This window comes from Streptomyces sp. NPDC028314 (assembly GCF_055565795.1).
This window is the reverse complement of the sequence record NZ_JBVHTP010000001.1, coordinates 915,376-934,476: the sequence shown is the minus strand read 5'-3', so window position 1 is coordinate 934,476 and position 19,101 is coordinate 915,376. Positions and strand designations below refer to the sequence as shown.

15 protein-coding genes are annotated in these 19,101 nt (G+C 70.3%); 13 read left to right on the top strand and 2 right to left on the bottom strand.

All coding sequences use genetic code 11. The features are described 5' to 3' along the window. The 6 genes from ACZ4TG_RS04080 to sbnA form a co-directional block, all read left to right on the top strand. Window positions 1–1,014, top strand: a 1,014-nt coding sequence (locus ACZ4TG_RS04080) for a phosphopantetheine-binding protein (protein WP_468159755.1), incomplete at its 5' end; no start/stop codon positions are given. A 96-nt stretch (window positions 1,015–1,110) separates the two neighbouring features. Then, window positions 1,111–1,329 carry an MbtH family protein gene (locus tag ACZ4TG_RS04075; RefSeq protein WP_468159754.1) on the top strand — a complete coding sequence of 73 codons (219 nt, stop codon included), beginning with the start codon at window positions 1,111–1,113 and terminating at the stop codon, window positions 1,327–1,329. A gap of 145 nt (window positions 1,330–1,474) precedes the next feature. Beyond that, window positions 1,475–3,991 (top strand): non-ribosomal peptide synthetase, encoded by a 2,517-nt coding sequence (locus ACZ4TG_RS04070; protein WP_468159753.1) that lies wholly within the window; start codon window positions 1,475–1,477, stop codon window positions 3,989–3,991. After that, window positions 3,988–5,025: a TauD/TfdA family dioxygenase gene (locus ACZ4TG_RS04065; RefSeq protein ID WP_468159752.1), complete on the top strand. Its 1,038-nt coding sequence runs from the start codon at window positions 3,988–3,990 to the stop codon at window positions 5,023–5,025. The genes ACZ4TG_RS04070 and ACZ4TG_RS04065 overlap by 4 nt, the downstream gene beginning before the upstream one ends. A 60-nt stretch (window positions 5,026–5,085) precedes the next feature. Further along, a complete protein-coding gene (gene sbnB, locus ACZ4TG_RS04060) occupies window positions 5,086–6,147 on the top strand; it encodes a 2,3-diaminopropionate biosynthesis protein SbnB (RefSeq protein ID WP_468159751.1) in 1,062 nt (353 codons plus the stop codon). A 15-nt stretch (window positions 6,148–6,162) separates the two neighbouring features. Then, window positions 6,163–7,140 (top strand): 2,3-diaminopropionate biosynthesis protein SbnA, encoded by a 978-nt coding sequence (gene sbnA, locus ACZ4TG_RS04055; RefSeq protein ID WP_468159750.1) that lies wholly within the window; start codon window positions 6,163–6,165, stop codon window positions 7,138–7,140. A 46-nt stretch (window positions 7,141–7,186) separates the two neighbouring features. On the opposite strand, the gene ACZ4TG_RS04050 is transcribed toward sbnA, so the two are convergent. Beyond that, a complete protein-coding gene (locus ACZ4TG_RS04050; protein WP_468159749.1) occupies window positions 7,187–8,716 on the bottom strand; it encodes an amino acid adenylation domain-containing protein in 1,530 nt (509 codons plus the stop codon). Between the two features lie 118 nt (window positions 8,717–8,834). Between ACZ4TG_RS04050 and ACZ4TG_RS04045 the strand changes: the two genes are divergently transcribed. Both ACZ4TG_RS04045 and ACZ4TG_RS04040 read left to right on the top strand, forming a co-directional pair. After that, window positions 8,835–9,110, top strand: coding sequence for an acyl carrier protein (locus ACZ4TG_RS04045; RefSeq protein WP_468159748.1), 276 nt, complete (start codon window positions 8,835–8,837; stop codon window positions 9,108–9,110). Further along, window positions 9,107–10,396, top strand: a complete 1,290-nt coding sequence (locus tag ACZ4TG_RS04040) for a condensation domain-containing protein (RefSeq protein ID WP_468159747.1) — start codon at window positions 9,107–9,109, stop codon at window positions 10,394–10,396. Before ACZ4TG_RS04045 ends, ACZ4TG_RS04040 begins: the two co-directional genes overlap by 4 nt. Before the next feature lie 187 nt (window positions 10,397–10,583). On the opposite strand, the gene ACZ4TG_RS04035 is transcribed toward ACZ4TG_RS04040, so the two are convergent. Then, entirely contained in the window at window positions 10,584–11,750 is a 1,167-nt protein-coding gene (locus ACZ4TG_RS04035; RefSeq protein WP_468159786.1) for an IS701 family transposase, read from the bottom strand. A 700-nt stretch (window positions 11,751–12,450) separates the two neighbouring features. Between ACZ4TG_RS04035 and ACZ4TG_RS04030 the strand changes: the two genes are divergently transcribed. The 5 genes from ACZ4TG_RS04030 to ACZ4TG_RS04010 all read left to right on the top strand — a co-directional run bounded on the left by ACZ4TG_RS04030 (window position 12,451) and on the right by ACZ4TG_RS04010 (window position 18,969). After that, on the top strand, window positions 12,451–13,482 hold the full coding sequence (locus tag ACZ4TG_RS04030; RefSeq protein ID WP_468159746.1) for a LacI family DNA-binding transcriptional regulator: 1,032 nt from the start codon (window positions 12,451–12,453) through the stop codon (window positions 13,480–13,482). Between the two features lie 231 nt (window positions 13,483–13,713). After that, complete coding sequence (locus ACZ4TG_RS04025; RefSeq protein ID WP_468159745.1) at window positions 13,714–15,480, top strand: ribulokinase; 1,767 nt, start codon at window positions 13,714–13,716, stop codon at window positions 15,478–15,480. A gap of 7 nt (window positions 15,481–15,487) precedes the next feature. Further along, window positions 15,488–16,156: an L-ribulose-5-phosphate 4-epimerase gene (locus ACZ4TG_RS04020; protein WP_468159744.1), complete on the top strand. Its 669-nt coding sequence runs from the start codon at window positions 15,488–15,490 to the stop codon at window positions 16,154–16,156. Between the two features lie 11 nt (window positions 16,157–16,167). Next, window positions 16,168–17,673, top strand: a complete 1,506-nt coding sequence (gene araA, locus ACZ4TG_RS04015; protein WP_468159743.1) for an L-arabinose isomerase — start codon at window positions 16,168–16,170, stop codon at window positions 17,671–17,673. A 222-nt stretch (window positions 17,674–17,895) separates the two neighbouring features. After that, a complete protein-coding gene (locus ACZ4TG_RS04010) occupies window positions 17,896–18,969 on the top strand; it encodes a family 43 glycosylhydrolase (protein WP_468159742.1) in 1,074 nt (357 codons plus the stop codon). Window positions 18,970–19,101 lie beyond the last annotated feature (132 nt).

The window sequence follows — 19,101 nt, the reverse complement described above, 5'->3', positions numbered from 1 at the left end:
GACCGTGGGGTGCTTTTGGAGAAGGAGCTGGTTGCGGCTCCTGAGTTCTTCGCGGATATCGCCGGGCGGAATGCCAATATAGGTGCGGTGGATATTCGTTTGAAGCGGGGCGGGTATCACAATGAGCTGACGCGGCACCGTTATGAGGTGGTGTTCCACCGGGATCCGGGTGTGGTGCTGGATGTTTCCGGCGCCCGGGAAGTGGCGTGGGAACCGGGCCTGGACTTCGGATCGCTGGTTTCCGGCGCCGGGCCGGAGACGCCGCTACGGGTAACGGGTATTCCCAATGCGCGGCTCCTTGCCGAGGTGGCTGCGGAGCAGACTGTCGACGGCCATGATCCGGAAGACCTGGGGCCGGGTGTCGACCCGGAGGACCTCGTCGTCTGGGGTGCGCAGCACGGCGTTCGGGTGGTGCCGACGTGGTCGGCCGCTTCGGTGGCGCATTTCGAGGCGGTGATCCTTCCCGATGGGACGGGTGAGGAGACCGTTTTGACGGGTGTGTATCGGCCTTCGGGTGGGGTCGGGCCGTGGGTGAACACTCCGGTCGCCGCGCGTGGGATCGGTGCGGTGGTGAAGGCGGCGCGGGCCCATCTCGCGGAGGGTCTGCCGGACTACATGGTTCCTTCGGCGGTGGTGGTCCTGGACCGGCTTCCGCTGACGCCGAACGGCAAGCTGGACCGTCGCGCTCTTCCGAAGCCCGACTACGCCGCAACGGCCGGCGGCCGGGCAGCCCGCACCGTCCAGGAAGAGGTGTTGTGCGGGTTGTTCGCCGAGGTCCTGGGCCTCGACCGGGTCGGGATCGACGACAGCTTCTTCGACCTCGGCGGCCACTCCCTCCTCGCCACCCGCCTCGTCAGCCGTATCCGCACCGTCCTGAACGCCGAACTGCCCATCAAGGACGTCTTCGCCGCACCGACGGTCGCCGGCCTGGTCGCCTCAATGGCTGCCGCGCCGCAGTCGGCGGCCCGTCGGCCGGCCCTGCGCCGCATGGCACGGCCGACCGGTAGCTCCTGATCTTCCTTCCACGCGTCGCATATCGCATATCGCATATCGCGCGTCACGTCTCGAACCATTCAGACAAACCATCCATGGAATCAGTAAGGAAATGTAATGACGAATCCGTTTGACAACCCGAATGGCGTCTTCCTGGTCGTGACCAACGACGAGGGCCAGCACTCCCTGTGGCCCGAGTTCATTGACGTTCCCGAAGGCTGGGCCGTCGCGAAGTCCGCCGGCACCCGGGAGGCCGCCCTCGCCTACATCGAGGAGAACTGGACGGACATGCGTCCGGCGAGCCTGGTCAAGGCCATGGCCGACGAGGCCGTCTAGGGGCCGGATTCCCCGGCACCCGGACGTCACCCCTCAGGGGCGCCCTCAGATCAGAGGGCGCCCCTGGTCACCCCTTTCTGGCAAAGGCACTGAATAGATGGGCACACCGACAGCCTCCGCGGGTCCGCCCCGCGGATCCGCCATCGTGACCGCCATCCCGCGATGGCGGATGGAACCCTGGCACGCCGATACGCCGTCGACCGAGTACGCGTGTGAGGTTCCGGCCGAGCTTTTCCTGGGGCTCCAGGCTCTCGCAGGCCGACTCGGAGTCCCGGCGGCCGACGTATTGCTGGCCGCGCACGCGAAGGTGCTGGCAGCGCTCTCCGGCGAGCAGGACGTGCTGACCGGGTACGTTGCTCCAGGTGGTCGCACCGGCCCCGTAACCGTGCCCCGGCCGTGCCAGATACCGGTGGCGGAAGGTGCGTGGGAACGACTCGTCATCGCCGCCCACGAGGCGGTACGACAAGGGTCGTTCGAAACGGGCGCGCACTATGAGGTGGTGCTCGACCTGTCGGCACTCCCCGGCGACCCGGCGACGGGCCCGGATACGGACCCCGGAGCACCTACGGCCGCCTACGCGGCGTCGGCCGTCGTGCTGCGCGTCGCCTTCTCCCAGGCACCGGAGGGACTGCACCTGCGGCTGTCCGGCGACCCCGGTGTGCTCGACCTGGTGTACGCGCGGCGTGTGGCCGGATACCTGATGACGGCTCTGGAGCGGCTGGCCGCCGACAGCACGGCCGCGCACCACACCCGGAACCTGCTGTCCGCAGACGAGTTCACGTACCAGATCGACGGTCTGGCGGGCCCGCGCCGGGAGCTTCCGGACCGTCGCACGCACGAGCTGATCGAGGAGCGGGTACGCCGCCACCCCGACAGGATCGCCGCCGTGCACGACGGCACCGCATGGACCTACGCCGAGCTCAACCGCCGCGCCAACCGCATCGCCCACGCACTGCTGCGCCGCGGGCTCAGGAGCGAAGACGTGGTGGCCGTGGTGACCGAGCGCAACCTCGACTGGCTGGCGGCTACGCTGGCGGTCTTCAAAGCCGGCGGGGCCTACATGCCGGTGGAGCCGCACTTCCCGTCGGCCCGCATCGGCGCCATGCTCGAACGCAGTGAGTGCCGGTTCGTACTCACCGAATCCGGCAGCACCGCCACGCTCGACGAGGCGCTGACGGCGTACCAGCCTGCGCTCTCCTTGCTCATCGCCGATGCCGTCCACGAGGAACAGGAGGAGGCCGACCCCGGCACACCGGTCGGTCCCGGCCAGCTGGCCTACGTCTACTTCACTTCCGGTTCCACCGGTGAGCCGAAGGGGGCGATGTGCGAGCACGCGGGGATGCTCAACCACCTGCTCGCCAAGATCGAGGACTTGGAGATCGGCCCGGAACAGGTCGTGGCCCAGACCGCCCCGCAGTGCTTCGACATCTCGCTGTGGCAGCTCATCGGCGGCCTGCTCGTGGGCGCCCGGAGCCTGATCGTCGGACAGCGCGACATCCTCGACATCCAGCGATACGTCGACACCATCGTCGAGGGGTCGGTCGAAGTGCTCCAGGTCGTGCCGTCCTACCTGGAGGTCATGCTCAGCTACCTGGAGGAGCAGCCGCGCACGCTGGGCCGGCTGCGCAGCATCTCGGCGACCGGCGAGGCGCTCAAGAAGGAATTGGTGGAGCGCTGGTTTGCCGCCTTCCCCGACGTCAAACTGGTCAACGCCTATGGCTTGACGGAAACGTCGGACGATACGAACCACGAGGTGATGGACCGGGTTCCGGTCCACGAGCGGGTGCCGCTCGGCTCGGCGGTCCGCAACGTCCGGGTGTATGTGGTCGACGAGCGGATGGAACCCGTGCCGCTGGGGGCACCCGGAGAGATCGTGTTCTCCGGGGTGTGCGTGGGCCGTGGCTACATCAACGACCCGGAGCGCACGGCGGAGGCCTTCGGGACCGACCCGCACCGGGCGGGGGAGCGGCTCTACCGCTCCGGCGACTTCGGCCGCTGGCTGCCGGAGGGCACCCTCGAGTTCCTCGGCCGGCGTGATGCCCAGATCAAGATCCGGGGATTCCGCATCGAGATCGGAGAGATCGAGAACCATCTGCTGCGTGTTCCCGGGGTCCGTGATTCCGCCGTGGTGGTGGCGCAGAGCGCGGACCAGGAGGGCTACCTGGTCGCCTTCTACGCTGCGGACAGTGCGGTGGACCCGGATCTGCTGCGCCGGTCGCTCGCAGGCTCCCTGCCCGGGTACATGGTCCCCCAGTTGTTCCAGCACCGCGAGGCGCTCCCGCTGACCACCAACGGAAAGATCGACAAGAAGGCGCTGCGGCGAGAGGCAGCCGGCGCGGCCGGCCCGTCGGCGGCAGCGGAATCCGTTCGCCTCGCAGATCCTGCGGAGGGATCCGCCGCCAACGCCGAAGCATGGACCGCGACCGAGCGGCGCCTCGCCGCGGTCTGGGCGCGGGTGCTCAACGTCCCCCTCACGGACATCACCCGTGACCTGCACTTCTATGAATCCGGCGGGACCTCCCTGTCGGCCGTTCGGGTCGGCGCCGCTCTCGGTGGGGCCGCCCCGCTGGAGGACATCATCGGCCGCCCGGTCCTGGCCGATCTCGCCGGGGCCATGGACGCGAACGCCCAGCACGTGAAGACGAAGGGAGACAGCGCATGACCCACGCCGAAGGATCCGGCCTGGAACAGCCCGGCCTGGAACAGCCCGGCCTGGAACTCGCCCCGGGGAAGCCGGCGGTCCTGCGGGTCGACGCGGTGGCGCCGGGCGACCTGGGGGATTGGGCGGGCGAGCGCCGACCGGCGCTGGAGGCAGCCCTGTCGGTACACGGCGCCGTACTGATCCGCGGTCTGGAGGTACGCGATGCCGCTTCCCTCACCCTTGTGGGGGAGCGGCTGTCGGGCGGCCGGGGCGTACGCGAAACGGAGGCGTTCGCACGCCGCCGACAACTCGGCGGACCGGTGGTCTCCTCCCTGGAATGGCCCCCGGACCAGCCGATGTGCATGCACCACGAGCTCAGTTATGCGCTGGAGTTTCCCCGGCTGTTGACGATCGGCTGCTTCACCGCACCCTCCCAGGGCGGGATCACCGGCCTCGCAGACGGACAGGCGGTGCTCGACGCACTGCCGGAGGCGGTCGTCGAGCGCTTCGTCCAAGAGGGCTGGATGTTGGTCCGCTCGTACAACAACCTGGTGGGTGTGCCCTGGTCGGAGGCGCTCGAAGCCGCTGACGAGGCTGCGGCGGAGAAGTACTGCGAGGCCAACGGCATCGATTTCGCCTGGCAGCCGGACGGCGGCCTGCGTACGAGCCAGCGCCGCTCCGCCGTGATCCGTCACCCGCTGACGGGCAGGCGCGTCTGGTTCAACCAGGTCGCCTTCCTCAACGAGTGGACGATGGAGCCGTCGATCCGTGAGTTCCTGGTGGCCCAGTTCGGTGCCGAGGGGCTCCCCTTCAACACCCGTTACGGCGACGGCTCGCCGATCGATGCGGCCACTGTCCGGACCATCAACGAGGTCTACGAGGCGGCGACCTTGCGGGAACCCTGGCAGGCCGGGGACGTCCTGCTCGTCGACAACCTCCGCATGGCACACAACCGCGAGCCCTACCAGGGACAACGCGAGATGGGCATGGTCCTGGGCGCGCCCGTCCGCCTCGCGGACTGCTCGCCGACCCACCAGCCCGTTGCGCACCCCTGACCCCGCGCCCACCAGGTCGTACAGGTAATCCACCTCTCCCAGACGGAGCCGCACCACTTCATGAACGCATCGATACCCCCCTTCGCAGTCGTCACCGGCTCACAGGTCCACGACGTTCTCGCGGGCCGGGAGAAGCAGGTCATCGAGCTGATCGAGGATGCCTACCGGGTGCACGGCGAGGGTGACACGGTCAACCCTCCGTCGTACTTCCTGCGCTTTCCCGACCGGCCCACGTCGCGGATCATCGCCCTGCCCGCATCCATCGGCGGGAACACCAAGGTCGACGGAATCAAATGGATCTCCAGCTTCCCGGAGAACATCCACTCGGGCATCCCGCGCGCCTCGGCCGTCGCCGTGCTCAACGACCGGGAGACCGGCTACCCGATAGCCTGCATGGAGAGTTCCATCATCAGCGCGGCGCGCACCGCCGCGTCCGCGGCCCTCGCCGCCGACTGGCTCACCCGCAGCCGTACGGACGGCCGACCGCGCCGGGTCGGTTTCTTCGGGACCGGCTTCATCGCCCGCTACATCCACGGCTACCTCGCGGGCGCCGGCTGGTCCTTCGACGAGATCGGAGTCCACGACCTCGACCTCGAACACGCCAACAGCTTCCGCTCGTACCTGGAGCGCACCGGCACCGGCGGGACGGTCACCGTACACGAGAGCGCCGAGGAGCTGATCCGCTCGGCGGACCTGCTGGTGTTCGCCACCGTCGCGGGAGCGCCGCACGTCACCGACGCCTCCTGGTTCGCGCACAACCCGGTCGTCCTGCACATTTCGCTGCGCGACCTGTCGCCCGAGATCGTGCTGAAGTCGGTCAACGTGGTCGACGACGTGGAGCACTGCCTGAAGGCCGACACCTCCCCGCACCTCGCCGAAAAGCAGGCAGGACACCGCGACTTCATCGACGGAACCCTGTACGACGTCATGTGCGGGCGGGTCGCCCTTCCCGGCGACCGGCCCGTCGTGTTCTCGCCCTTCGGCCTCGGCGTCCTCGACCTGGCGGTCGGCAAACACGTCTACGACACGATCAGGGCGCGGGGCGAGCTGAACGTCGTGGAGGACTTCTTCCACGAGACCAGCCGCTACGGGTCCGAGATGGCGCGGGGGGACCATGAGTGAGACGAGGTGGCCGCGTTGCCGATAATCACCTCTCCCCAGCAGTTCAACACCGAAGACCTGTACGTAGACCTCCGGCCGGTGCTCGGCACCGAACTGCACCTCAAATGCGAGGGGTTCAACTTCGCCGGCTCCATCAAGCTGAAGGCCGCCGCGGCGATGGTGGAGCAGGCCGAACAGTCCGGCCGGCTCCACGACGGGGCCATCCTGGTCGAGTCCTCCTCGGGCAACCTCGGCGTGGCGCTGGCCATGATCGCTGCGAACAAGGGCTACCGGTTCCTGTGCGTGACCGACACCCGGTGCAACCTCGGCACACGGCGCCTGATGGAGACGATGGGCGCCGAGGTCCACACGGTCAACCAGCCTGAAAGGGAGGGGGGTTACCTGGCCGCGCGGCTGAGCCATGTACGCCGGCTGTGCGCTTCGGACTCCCGCTACGTCTGGCTGAACCAGTACACGAACGCCAACAACTGGGCGGCCCACCACCGGACCACCGCACCCGCCATCGCCGAGCAGTTCCCCGACCTGGACGTGCTGTTCGTCGGGGCGGGAACCACCGGCACGCTCATGGGCTGCGCCCGGTACTTCCGGGACTCCGGGCGCCCGGTGACCGTGGTGGCCGTCGACGTCGAGGGCTCGGTGACCTTCGGGGGCCCGGCGAAGCCCCGGGTGATCCCGGGGCTCGGCGCGGGCGTCCGGCCCCAGCTGCTGGATCATTCGTACGTCGACGACGTGGTGATCGTCCCGGAGGCCGAAACGATCCGGACGTGCCACCGGCTCGCCGGCGCCGGGTTCCTCTTCGGCGGCTCCACCGGCACGGTCGTGGCCGGCGCCCAGCGGTGGCTCGCCGCGTACCGCCCCGACGCACCGGTCACCGCAGTGGCGATCTCGCCGGACCTCGGCGAGCGCTACCTGGACACCGTGTACCAGGCGTCGTGGGTCCACGACATGTTCGGTGACACGGCCTACGACACCGAGCAGGCGGGGGTGCTCTGACCGTCCGCGGGGGACGGCCGGCGCCATCCCCCGCCCCCACCGGCGGTCAGCGCACGCCGGCCGACTCCTGCGCGGCCAAGCGTGCGGTCAGCAGTCGGCGGTCGACCTTGCCGTTGGGGTTGCGGGGCAGGGACGGCAACCGGTGCACGGTGTCGATGATCGAGTGCCTGGGCAGCTGCTGGGCGCAGTGCCGTTTCAGATCGATGAGGGAGGGGTCATGTCCGTCGGCGGCGACGACGAACGCCACGATGTGCGCGTCGATGCCGGTGCCTGCGACCAGAGCCGCCGCCTCGGCGACCCCGTCGTGGCTCTGCAGCACCGCCTCCACCTCTCCGAGCTCGATGCGGTTGCCGCGTACCTTCACCATGACATCGCGTCGACCTACGAACTCGAAGCTGCCGTCCTCCAGCACCAGCGCGATGTCACCGGTGGCATACGTTCGGTCGGTCACCGGCGGCCGGCCCCAGTAGCCCAGCATCACCCCCGGCCCGCTCACCACCAGCTCGCCCTCCTCGCCGGGCCGTGCCTGCGTTCCGTCCTCGCGCAGCGCGACGACCGCATTACCGCACACACCGGTACCGATCCCGACGGGACGCACCCGTTCGGCGGGTACGACGCCGACGTCATGGGCGGTGGAAATGATGGTTTCGGCCGGCCCGTAGAGATTCGTGAACCGAACGTGTGGCAGATGTGCCCGGAGCTCGCGCAGCGGTCCGATCGGGAACGGTTCGCCGGCGAACATCAGGCTGCGCAGCGCCGGTATTTCCGTCTCCAGCAGACCACCGTGCCGCATCATCAGCAAGAGCGCCGCCGGAACCGAATACCACACGGTGATCTCGTGGCTCAGGAGGAAACGGACCAGCTCCTTGGGGGCGTAGGCGGTTTCCTGAGGCACCAGGTGAACGGAGGAGCCGACGGTGAACGGCGCATAGATGTCGTTCACCGACAGGTCGAAATGGAAAGGCGCGTGATTCGCGTACCGGTCACCGGGACGCGCCTGCTGTGCCTCGGCGGCCCAGGAGATGAAGGCCCACGCCGTGTTGTGGCTGTGACAGACACCCTTGGGTTCACCGGTGGACCCCGAGGTGTAGAGGATGAAGGCGAGGTCGTCGTCGTCGACCGCAACGGCGGGCAGCAGCCGGTCCGGTGCCGCGGACCCCACTGCTGGCAGGTGCGACCAGGGAGTTCCGTCGGGCCACGCGGACAGCACGGAGGTGCCCGCGATCGCCGCGGAGCCGGCCACCGACGCACTCCGGTCAGGAGTGGTGACCAGGGCGGCGGGTGCGAAGTCGGCCGTCAGTTTGGCGATCCGCTGCGCGGGGGCCTGCGGGTCGAGGGGTACGTACGCGGCCCCGAGCCGCAGCACGGCCTGCATCGCGGCGATGGCTGCCACCGACTTGTCGAGCCAGATCCCGACCCGGTCGCCGGCGCGTACGCCCCGGTCCGCGAGGGCGAGGGCGAGCAGGTCGGCCAGTGCGTCCAGCCGGCCGTAACTTGCCTCGCCGTCCGGTGCGCAGACCGCAAGTGCGTCGGGGGTCCGGCGGGCCGTGTCCCGGACGAGTTCGTGGAGCAGCATGAGACGTCGGTCTCCTCTTCAGTCCATTTGATCGTTAATCGGCGGCCGTAGCTTGTTCGGCGGTCCCGGGGAGAGTCAATCAGCAGTGTCCATTCATGTCAGGTAGGAGGAGATTTGCATGCCGGACCAGGTGACGACCGATGAGGTCGAGTCCATCAAGGATTTCGTCAGGGAGTTCATCGAGGGGGAAATCCTGAAAGGTCAGGGAGAGGTGGAAGGCGATACCCCCCTGATTGAATGGGGAATCCTCGATTCGCTCTCCGTCGCCCGCCTCGGCGGATCCATCGAGCAGCATTTCGGTGTCGTCATCCTCGGAGAAACGCCCATCGCGGAGAAATTCCGGACCGTGGACAGCATCTGTGCTTTCGTCGGCGAACTGCGGGCCGCCCGATGACCGTGCGACTGCCCCTCTCCCTCGCGCAGACCGGGGTGTGGGTCGCGCAGCAGCTCGACCCGGACGAGCGCTCCTTCAACATCGCCGAGTACTGCGACATCGAGGGCCCCGTCGACCCGGTGCTGCTCGAAGCGGCGCTGCGCGAGGTCGTGGCCGCCACCCCCGCCCTGCGCGCCCGTTTCGGCATCGGCGAGGAGGGCCTGTGCCAGTACATCGACGACACCGTTGACGTGACCCTGCACTCCTTCGACCTCACGGACGAACCGGACCCGCGCGCCGCAGCCGAACGCTGGATGGCCCGGAACCTGTCCGAGGAGTACGACCTGGCCACGGGCCCGCTCTTCACATGGGCCCTGCTCAGGATCGGGCCCGAACGCACCCTCTGGTACCGGGCGGCGCACCACGTGGCCGTCGACGGCTTCGCTTTCGCACTGATCGCCTCCCACGTCGCGGACGTCTACACCGCGCTGGTCACGGGCGCCGACCGCCGCCCGCGTCCGCCGGGCACCTTCGAGCAGGCCATCGCCGCCGACACCGCCTACCAGGCGGGGGAGGAATTCGAGCAGGACCGCCGCTTCTGGCTCGACAGGCTGGCCGGGTGGGGGGAGGTGGTCGCCCTGACCGACTGGCACCCCACCCGCGCCCGCGCCTCCCACCGGGCACCGGGCCGCCTCACCCCCGCGGACCTGCACGCCCTGCGCTCGGCGGCCCGCAGCCTCGACGTCACCTGGCCGGAGATCGTCATCGCCGCCGTCGCCGTCTGGCTCCACCGTGCGACCGCGGTCCGTGACCTGGTCGTGGGCCTCCCGGTCACCGCACGTACGGAACCCCTGTTGCGCCGCGTCCCGGCCATGCTGACCAATGTGGTCCCGCTCCGCTTCGAGCTGAGCCCGGAACTCGACTTCGCTTCGGTCGTCGCCCAGGGCTCGGAGCGTCTACGGGAGGCGGTGGCGCACCAACGCTATCCGCAGGAGCGTCTGGTGCGGGAGCTCCCCGCCCTGCCGGGCGGCAGGAGCCAGTTCGGGCCCGACATCAACATCATGTCCTTCAACTACGGGCTCGTATACGCGGGATACCCCGCCACGGTGCACACCCTGTGCTCGGGCCCCGTCGACGAACTGACCGTCAACGTGTACGACCGCATGGACGGCCAGGGCCTGGACATCGCCCTCGACGGCAACGCGGAACTGTACGCCCCCGCCGAGCTCGCGGCCCACGTCACGGACCTCGTCTCGCTGCTGTCCTCGGTCGCCGGCCTCATGGAGGCGGACTCGATCACCTCCTGACCAGGCCGCTCACCCCCGATCGCCCTGGAAGGCGGCCCAGGACAGCCGGTTCGCCCCCGGCGGGAGCAACGCGACTGGCCCCGACTCCGAAGAGCCGGGGCCAGAACCCGAATTTCAGCAGCTTGCGTGCCCGAGCCGGGCGGGTTTCCGCGTTCCGATCGACCAACGGGGCCTGGATCCTGGGCCCTTAGGCACGGCCCGCCCCGGCCGGCACCCCGGTTTCCGACAGGCAGCGCGCCGCGTGCGCCACCGAGGCCATCGTCACGTGCCGGTGCCACCCGGACAGCGAACGCCCCGCGAAGTCCCGCAGCCCCACCTCCTGCGCGCTGTGCGCGGAGGTCGCCGACACCCGTCCCATCTGCTTCGTCAGCCGCAGCAGCGCCGGCGGGGTGAGCGGCGCGGGCTGGGTCAGGTCGGTCACCCACAACTGCGAGGGCGGACGGTGTGGGTCGGTCCATTCGCCGAGCAGGGTCAGATGCCGGCGCCGCGTGGGCGAGGGGTCCGGCATCATCACGCGTACGGCAGCCACCAGCGTGGTGCGCCGACGCCCCGGGTACGCCGGGTCGGCCCATTCGACGGGAGTGCGCAGCGCCCGTACCTTCTGCAGCACGTCCGAGGCGGCCAGGGCCCCCGCACCGTGGCCGGGCAGCGCCGGGTCGGTCACCAGCAGCCGGGTGTCCGGGTCGACCCGGGCCAGCACGGGAATCTTCGCATCGGCGAAACGATTCATCGTGGAGCGGGTGCCGATGCTCGCAATGTCCAGCAGAACCGGCCGGGGCGCCAGGCCGACCTGCCGAACGGCCTCCAGGATGCCGGTTACCGCGCACTCCTCGTACGTCTCTCCGGCGCTGTCACCCTCCTCCTCCGGGAGGTGGAGCCGCCACCCGACGGGAGTGACCACATCGGCCGAAGTGAACCAGATCCCGAAGGCCTGCTGCCCCCGGAACATCTGCCTGCGCTGAGGGTCGTACTGCCGCCCCACCCCGACGGAGTGTTCGCCGCCCTTCGGGATCGTCATCGGCTGGATCACCCACGCGGTCAACGGGCAGGACTGCTCCAGATACCGGGACAGTGCGATGCGGATCGGCCGCCAGTCCCAGGTGGAACCGGCGATGAAATGGTGCAGGCTCTGATCGGTGGCGGAGCCTCCGATCTGCTGCGCGATATTGCGGATCGACTTGCGGCCGGGGGTCGTGAGCAGCCCCCGCACATATTGCAGTCCCTTCTCCCGCTGATCCCGGCGCCGTAGCGAGCTCAAGACCGCTCCGCACAGATTCTCCGCCGCCTCGTGGACGCGGTCGCTCGGTGGCGCGCAGGCGCCGGTACCGAGACGGGCCCATGGACGATTCTGCAGATGGCTCCTGTGGGTGATGGTGCTCACGCTCTTCCCCCTGAGGAATTGTCAGTTTCTTTGCGCAGCCTTGGTGCTGGCGTCTTCCGCCTGGTGATGTGCTGGTGCCAGGACGGCGACCCGGCATCTCGGCGTTCGGTGCTGAGTCCGGTGCCCGGGTTGAGATGAGGAATGACGGTTGGTCAAGCAGTCGCCTCCGACCGGTCGTTGCCGGCCCCTCTCCGGTGGGCTGGGTGATCGCTGGAACGAGACCCTAGTGGCTGAGACTCATGTAATCAACCACGGTTGATGGCTCGCATCTGTAGTTGATTTCCAGAGGGTGTCCGTCTAGGTTCCTTGGTGCGGCCCGGCTCCGGCGCCCCGCTCCGGCGCCCGGTTTCGCTGCCCGGTTTCGCTGCCTTTCGGATCGCCCGGTCGTCGGTGACTCTGGGCCGGGAGGGCGCGCCCGGCGGCCCCGCTCCGCGCGCGAAGGGCCCCGCTCGCACACCCTGCTCCGCGACCGGGCTCGTCCCGCCCCACCTCCAGGGGGGCGAGCTCTGTGATCGTGAACAATTACACTCACCCTCGTGGCGCCCCCGTGCAGGCACCACCGTGGTGGCGGCGCGCGCAACAAAGACCGGGTCGGCCGCCGCGGGCTTCGTCGACGAGAGGGCTCTCAGTGGGAACGGGAAGTACGGACCAATCCGAGCCACGCCAGCCTGTGATGGCCGATGTCGCGAGGGTCGCCGGGGTGTCGCACCAGACGGTGTCGCGGGTGCTCAACGGCGCTCCCCACGTCCGCCCCGGCACGCGAGAGCGGGTGCTCGCGGCCATTCGCGAGCTGGACTACCGCCCCAACGTGGCGGCGCGAACCCTGGTCACCCGTCGGTCCCAGACGCTCGGCGTGGTCAGTTTCGGCAGCGCCCTGTACGGACCGGCCTCCATGCTGGACGGCATCGAGCAGGCCGCGCGCAGCGCGGGCTATTTCGTCAGCGTGGCGAGCCTGCGGTCACTGGACACGCGCTCGGTGCAGGAGGCCGTGGACCGGCTCCGGGACCAGGGTGTCGAAGGCATCGTGGTGATCGCGCCGCAGACTCCGGCGGTGAGCGCGGTCGCCCAGCTGTCCACGGCGGTGCCGGTCGTCGCGGTAGGTGCGGGGAGCGGTTCGCCCGTACCCACGGTCTCGGTCGACAACGAGGCGGGTGCCCGGGCCGTCACGCGGCACCTGCTGGACCTCGGGCACGCCACGGTCCACCACATCGCCGGCCCGCCGGGCTGGCTGGAGACCGCCACCCGGCAGGCCGGGTGGCGCCAGGCCCTGGAGGAGGCCGGGGCCCCGGTGCCCGAGGCCCACCCCGGGGACTGGAGTGCCCGCGCCGGCTACGAGGCCGGCCTCCGGCTGGCCGCGGACGCCACCGTCACCGCGGTGTTCTGTGCGAACGACCACCTGGCGCTGGGGCTGCTGCGCGCGCTGTACGAAGCGGGCCGGGCCGTCCCGGGGGACATCAGCGTGGTCGGCTTCGACGACATCTCCGAAGCCGCGTACTTCGCCCCGCCGCTGACGACGGTCCGACAGGACTTCGGCGAGCTGGGCAGACGGGCGCTGGAGCTGCTGGTCGACGAGGTGACCCGGAGCGGCCGCGCGACCGGTGCGGCCGGCAGGGAGCGCGCGGGGTCGCCGGAGCCCGCGGGCAGGCACGTCCTGGTGCCGACGGAGATAGTGCTGCGCCGCAGCTCGGGCCGCGTACCCCGGTAGTTTCGCGGAGGCCCGAGCATCTGTGCAGGTCAGAGGGGGTGCAGGTGCTACGCCTCCACCCGGGGGCCGGAGGTCAAGATTGGGTAACGCTGTATGCGGGGGCACTTGTGAAGGCGCGTTGTTAACGCTCACAATCTGAGCCCAGGGTGGCCCCGCGTGCCGGCGTGCCCTGCCGCGTGCCGCGCCGGGGTGCATCCCCGGGGCGCTGGGCTCCGTACAAAGGATGTGAACGTGACCTCGTCTCGCTCCCCAGCCGACCGCGATGCCGACCGCGATGCCGTGCGCTATGTCGTCGGTGTCGACTTCGGCTCGCTGTCCGGCCGTGCGGTGGTGGTCCGCGTACACGACGGTGAGGAGATCGGCTCCGCCGTCCACGCGTACCGCCACGGCGTCATCGACCGCGAACTGCCCACCACCGGGGCCGCCTTGCCGCCCGACTGGGCGCTCCAACACCCGGACGACTGGCGCGAGGTGCTGCGCACCGCCGTCCCGGACGCCGTCGCCTGCGCGGGCGTGGACCCCGGGCACGTCATCGGCATCGCGACCGACTTCACCGCCTGCACGGTCCTGCCGGTACGGCGCGACGGGCAGCCGCTCTCCGAGACCGGGCTGGGTCACCGCCCCCATGCCTGGCCCAAGCTCTGGAAGCACCACGCCGCCCAGGGCCAGGCCGACCGGATCAACCACCTCGCCCACCTGCGAGCCGAGAAGTGGATCGCCCGCTACGGCGGCAGGATCTCCGCCGAATGGCAGTTCGCGAAGGCGCTGCAGGTACTGGAGGAGGACCCGCAGACGTACGAGGCGACCGAGCGCTGGATCGAAGCGGCCGACTGGATCGTCTGGCAGCTCACGGGCACCGAGACCCGCAACGCCTGCACCGCCGGCTACAAGGGCATCCACCAGGACGGCAGGTACCCGAGCGAGGACTACCTCGCCGCCCTGCACCCGGACTTCGGGGACTTCGCCCGCACCCGCCTGGAGCATCCGCTCTCCCCGCTGGGCTCCCGGGCCGGCTCGCTCACCGCGCAAGCCGCCGCGTGGACGGGCCTTCCCGAGGGCATCGCGGTCGCCGTCGGCAACGTCGACGCCCACGTCGCGGCCGCCGCTGCCCAGGCCGTGGAGAACGGCCGGCTGCTCGCGGTCATGGGGACCTCCACCTGCCACGTGGTGAACGGCGCCGCGCTCGCCGACGTGCCCGGAATCTGCGGCGTCGTGGACGGCGGGATCGTCGACGGCGCGTACGGCTACGAGGCGGGACAGAGCGCGGTCGGCGACATCTTCGCCTGGTGGCTCGCCCAGGGCGTCCCGGCCGGCTACCAGGCGGAGGCCGAGGCCCGCGGCGAGGACCTGCACCAGCTGCTGACCCGCAAGTGCGCCGACCAGCCCGTCGGCGGCCACGGCCTGGTCGCCCTCGACTGGATGAACGGCAACCGCTCCACCCTGGTCGACCACCATCTCTCCGGTGTCATCGTCGGACTCACCCTGGCGACGCGGCCCGAGGAGATCTACCGCGCCCTGCTGGAAGCCACCGCCTTCGGCACCCGCACCATCGTCGGCGCCCTCGAACAGGGCGGGGTGCCGGTGCACGAGTTCATCGTCGCCGGCGGCCTGAAGAAGAACGCCCTGCTGATGCAGATCTACGCCGACGTGCTCCGCCGCCCGGTGTCCCTCGCGGCCTCCGCCCAGGGCCCGGCCCTCGGCGCCGCCGTCCACGCGGCCGTCGCCGCCGGCGCACACCCCGACGTACGCGCCGCCTCAGCGGCCATGGGCCGAGTCCAGCGGGCCGCCTACCTGCCGGACCCCGCCCGGGCCGACGCCTACGCCGCGCTGTACGCGGAGTACCGCGCCCTGCACGACCACTTCGGCACCGGCCCCGACAAGCAGCTGCACCGGCTGCGTGCCCTGCGCAACGCCGCCCTCACGGCCCCGACCGTCCTCACGGCCCCGACCGTCCGCGCTGCCGCCGACCGCCCGACCGCCCCGACCGAGAGGCCCTGAACCGCTCATGACGCCACCCATCGAGCAGCTGCGCCGCGAGGTCAGCGACCTGCACCAGGAACTGGTCCGCTACGGCCTCGTCGTCTGGACGGCGGGGAACGTCTCCGCTCGCGTACCGGGCGAGGACCTGATGGTGATCAAACCCAGCGGCGTCCCGTACGAGGACCTGACCCCCGAGCGCATGATCGTCTGCGACCTGGACGGGAAAGTGGTCGAGGGCGACTACGCCCCGTCCTCCGACACCGCCGCCCACGCCTACGTCTACCGGCACATGCCGCAGGTCGCCGGGGTGGTGCACACCCATTCCACCTACGCCTGCGCCTGGGCGGCGCGCGGCGAGGCCGTCCCCTGCGTCCTGACCGCCATGGCCGACGAGTTCGGAGCCGAGATCCCCGTCGGCCCCTTCGCGCTGATCGGGGACGACTCCATCGGCCGGGGCATCGTCGAGACGCTGCGCGGACACCGCTCGCCCGCCGTCCTGATGAAGAGCCACGGCGTCTTCACCGTCGGCAAGGACGCCAAGGCAGCGGTCAAGGCGGCCGTGATGTGCGAGGACGTCGCCCGCACGGTCCACATCTCGCGCCAGCTCGGGGAGCCGCTGCCCCTCGCGCAGAGCGACATCGACGCACTGAACCACCGCTACCAGAACGTGTACGGCCAGCGGGCCGGCCGATGAGGAGCTTTCCCGTGGCAACACTCGAAGACCGCGAAGTGTGGTTCCTGACCGGCAGCCAGTCGCTCTACGGGGACGAGACCCTGCGCCAGGTGGCCCGGCAGTCCCAGCAGATCGCCGAAACCCTCCAGGGCGACTCCGGCATCCCCGTCCGGATCGTCTGGAAGCCCGTCCTCACCGACGCCGAGGCGATCCGCCGCATCTGCCTGGAGGCGAACTCCGACGACGCCTGCATCGGGCTCATCGCCTGGATGCACACGTTCTCCCCGGCCAAGATGTGGATCGCCGGCCTCGACGCGCTGCGCAAGCCCCTCCTCCACCTCCACACCCAGGCCAACGTGGCCCTGCCCTGGTCGTCCATGGACATGGACTTCATGAACCTCAACCAAGCGGCTCACGGCGACAGGGAGTTCGGCTACATCCAGTCCCGCATCGGCATCACCCGCAAGACGGTCGCGGGCCACGTCAGCGACCCGTCCGTGGCCGCCCGCATCGCCTCGTGGGCCCGGGCGGCAGCGGGACGGGCCGAACTGCGCGGCCTGCGGCTGGCCCGCTTCGGCGACAACATGCGGGACGTCGCCGTCACCGAAGGCGACAAGGTGGAGGCGCAGCTGCGCTTCGGCGTCTCCGTCAACACGTACGGGGTCAACGATCTCGTCGAGGCCGTCGACGGCGCCCCCGAGGCGGATGTCACCGAACTCGTCAAGGAGTACGAGGACACCTACCGGGTCGCGTCCGAGCTGCGGGCCGGCGGGGACCGCCACGCCTCGCTGCGCTACGCCGCGCGCATCGAGCTCGGCATGCGCGCCTTCCTCACCGCGGGCGGATTCCGTGCCTTCACGACCAACTTCGAGGACCTCGGGGGCCTGCGGCAACTGCCGGGGCTGGCCGTGCAGCGGCTGATGGCCGACGGGTACGGCTTCGGCGGCGAGGGCGACTGGAAGACCTCGGTCCTGCTGCGCACGCTCAAGGTGATGTCGCAGGGGCTGCCGGGCGGGGTGTCCTTCATGGAGGACTACACCTACCACCTGGAACCGGGCAGGGAACTGATCCTCGGCGCGCACATGCTGGAGGTCTGCCCGACCATCGCGGCCGCGGTCCCCTCCTGCGAGATCCACCCGCTGGGGATCGGCGGCCGGGAGGATCCCGTCCGCCTGGTCTTCGACGCGCACACCGGTCCGGCGGTGGTGGTCGGGCTCGCCGACATGGGGGACCGGTTCCGCCTGGTGGCCAACGAGATCGACGTGGTCGAGCCCGCCGAGCCCCTGCCGAACCTGCCGGTGGCCCGAGCCGTGTGGCAGCCGCGGCCGGACCTGCGGACCTCGACCGAAGCCTGGCTGATCGCCGGAGCCCCGCACCACACCGTGCTGTCGAGCGCCGTGGGCACCGAGGAACTGGGCGACCTCGCCGACATGCTCGGCACGGAGCTGCTGGTCATCGACGCGGACACCGGCATCCGCCGGTTCACGCAGGAGATCCGCTGGAACCAGGCCTACCACCGGCTGGCGCAGGGCTTCTGACGCCTGCCACCGCCGCGCCCGCCGTTCAGAAGGGACACACGTGATCCACTTCCGCTCGCGCCGCACCGCGTTACACCGCACCGCGTTACGCCGTACCGCAGTACGACGTCCCCGTCCGCCGCTCTGGATCGCCCTGGCGGTCCTCCTGCTGGCGCTGCTCCCGGCCGCGGCGGTCACCGGCGGCCCGCCGAGGCCGCAGCCGCCCGTACGTACACCAACCCGGTGAAGGCCCAGAAGGGCGCCGACCCCTGGATGCAGTACCACGAGGGCAACTACCACCTGGTCGCCTCGACCTTCACCGGCGAGATCACGATGCGCAAGTCGCCGACTCTGGAAGGGCTTTCCACCGCCCCGAGCATACGGGTGTGGTCGGACGACACCCCCTCGCGCAGCACCAACATCTGGGCGCCGGAGATGCACTTCGTCGACGGACGCTGGTACCTCTACTACTCCGCCGGGCAGGCGGGCGCCGCCTGCTGCGACTCGCAGCGCACCCACGTGCTGCAGAGCGCCGGCAGCGATCCGACGGGTCCGTACACCTACAAGAACATCCTGACCGGACCCAACCTGGTGCCCGGCGGATGGCTGATCGACGCGAGCCTGCTGCGGGTGGGCGGAAAGCTGTACCTGCTCGGCAGCGGCTTCATCAACGGCAGCCGGCAGAGCCTGGTGATCGCTCCGCTCAGCAACCCCTACACGCTGGGCCGGCTGGAGCTCACCGGCGCCGACCCGCTCAGTCCCGCGTCGTGGACCAAGGCACCCGCCCCGGTGTTCCAGCGCAGTGCCGCGGCAGGGGTGTACGGGCCGGGCCACAACGGGTTCTTCACCTCCCCGGACGGCAGCGAGAACTGGCTCGTCTACCACGCCAACGACACCACCGCCGGCGGCTGCGACAACGGGCGCACCACACGGGCCCAGAAGTTCACCTGGCGCCCGGACGGCACACCGGACTTCGGCGCACCGGTGGCTCCCGGGACGCCACAGCCCGCCCCGGCGGGCGAGACGGCGGCCACCCCCGCCTCGTACACGCTGGTGAACCCCCACAGCGGCAAATGCCTGGACCTCGCGAACGGCTCCTCCGCCGACGGAGCGGACGTCAGGCTGTGGTCGTGCAACGGCAGCACCGCGCAGAAATGGCGCTTCGAGGACCAGGGGGACGACACCAGCCGGCTGGTCAACGCGGCCGGCGGCAAGGTGCTCGACCTGGCGGACTGCTCCTCGGCCGACGGAGCGGAGCTGCGCCAGTGGACCTGGCTCGCCAACCCCTGCCAGGAATGGCAGCTCCGGACCGGCTGACCACGGCCATAGCCACGACGGGCCCGGGGGGAAAAACACCCCGGGGGGGGGGGGGGGGGGGGGCGGGCCTCCCCCAAGAGGCGTTTTCTCTCGGGGGTTTTGTCCTGTTTCATGTCCCCGTCGTCCCCGCCG

Excerpts from the sequence above, each read along its gene's own strand:
- ACZ4TG_RS04045 (WP_468159748.1), top strand. The coding sequence starts at position 8,835 with ATGCCGGACCAGGTGACGACCGATGAGGTCGAGTCCATCAAGGATTTC.
- sbnB (WP_468159751.1), top strand. The coding sequence starts at position 5,086 with ATGAACGCATCGATACCCCCCTTCGCAGTCGTCACCGGCTCACAGGTC.
- ACZ4TG_RS04020 (WP_468159744.1), top strand. The coding sequence starts at position 15,488 with ATGACGCCACCCATCGAGCAGCTGCGCCGCGAGGTCAGCGACCTGCAC.
- ACZ4TG_RS04040 (WP_468159747.1), top strand. The coding sequence starts at position 9,107 with ATGACCGTGCGACTGCCCCTCTCCCTCGCGCAGACCGGGGTGTGGGTC.
- ACZ4TG_RS04030 (WP_468159746.1), top strand. The coding sequence starts at position 12,451 with ATGGCCGATGTCGCGAGGGTCGCCGGGGTGTCGCACCAGACGGTGTCG.
- ACZ4TG_RS04050 (WP_468159749.1), bottom strand. The coding sequence starts at position 8,716 with ATGCTGCTCCACGAACTCGTCCGGGACACGGCCCGCCGGACCCCCGAC.
- ACZ4TG_RS04065 (WP_468159752.1), top strand. The coding sequence starts at position 3,988 with ATGACCCACGCCGAAGGATCCGGCCTGGAACAGCCCGGCCTGGAACAG.
- ACZ4TG_RS04075 (WP_468159754.1), top strand. The coding sequence starts at position 1,111 with ATGACGAATCCGTTTGACAACCCGAATGGCGTCTTCCTGGTCGTGACC.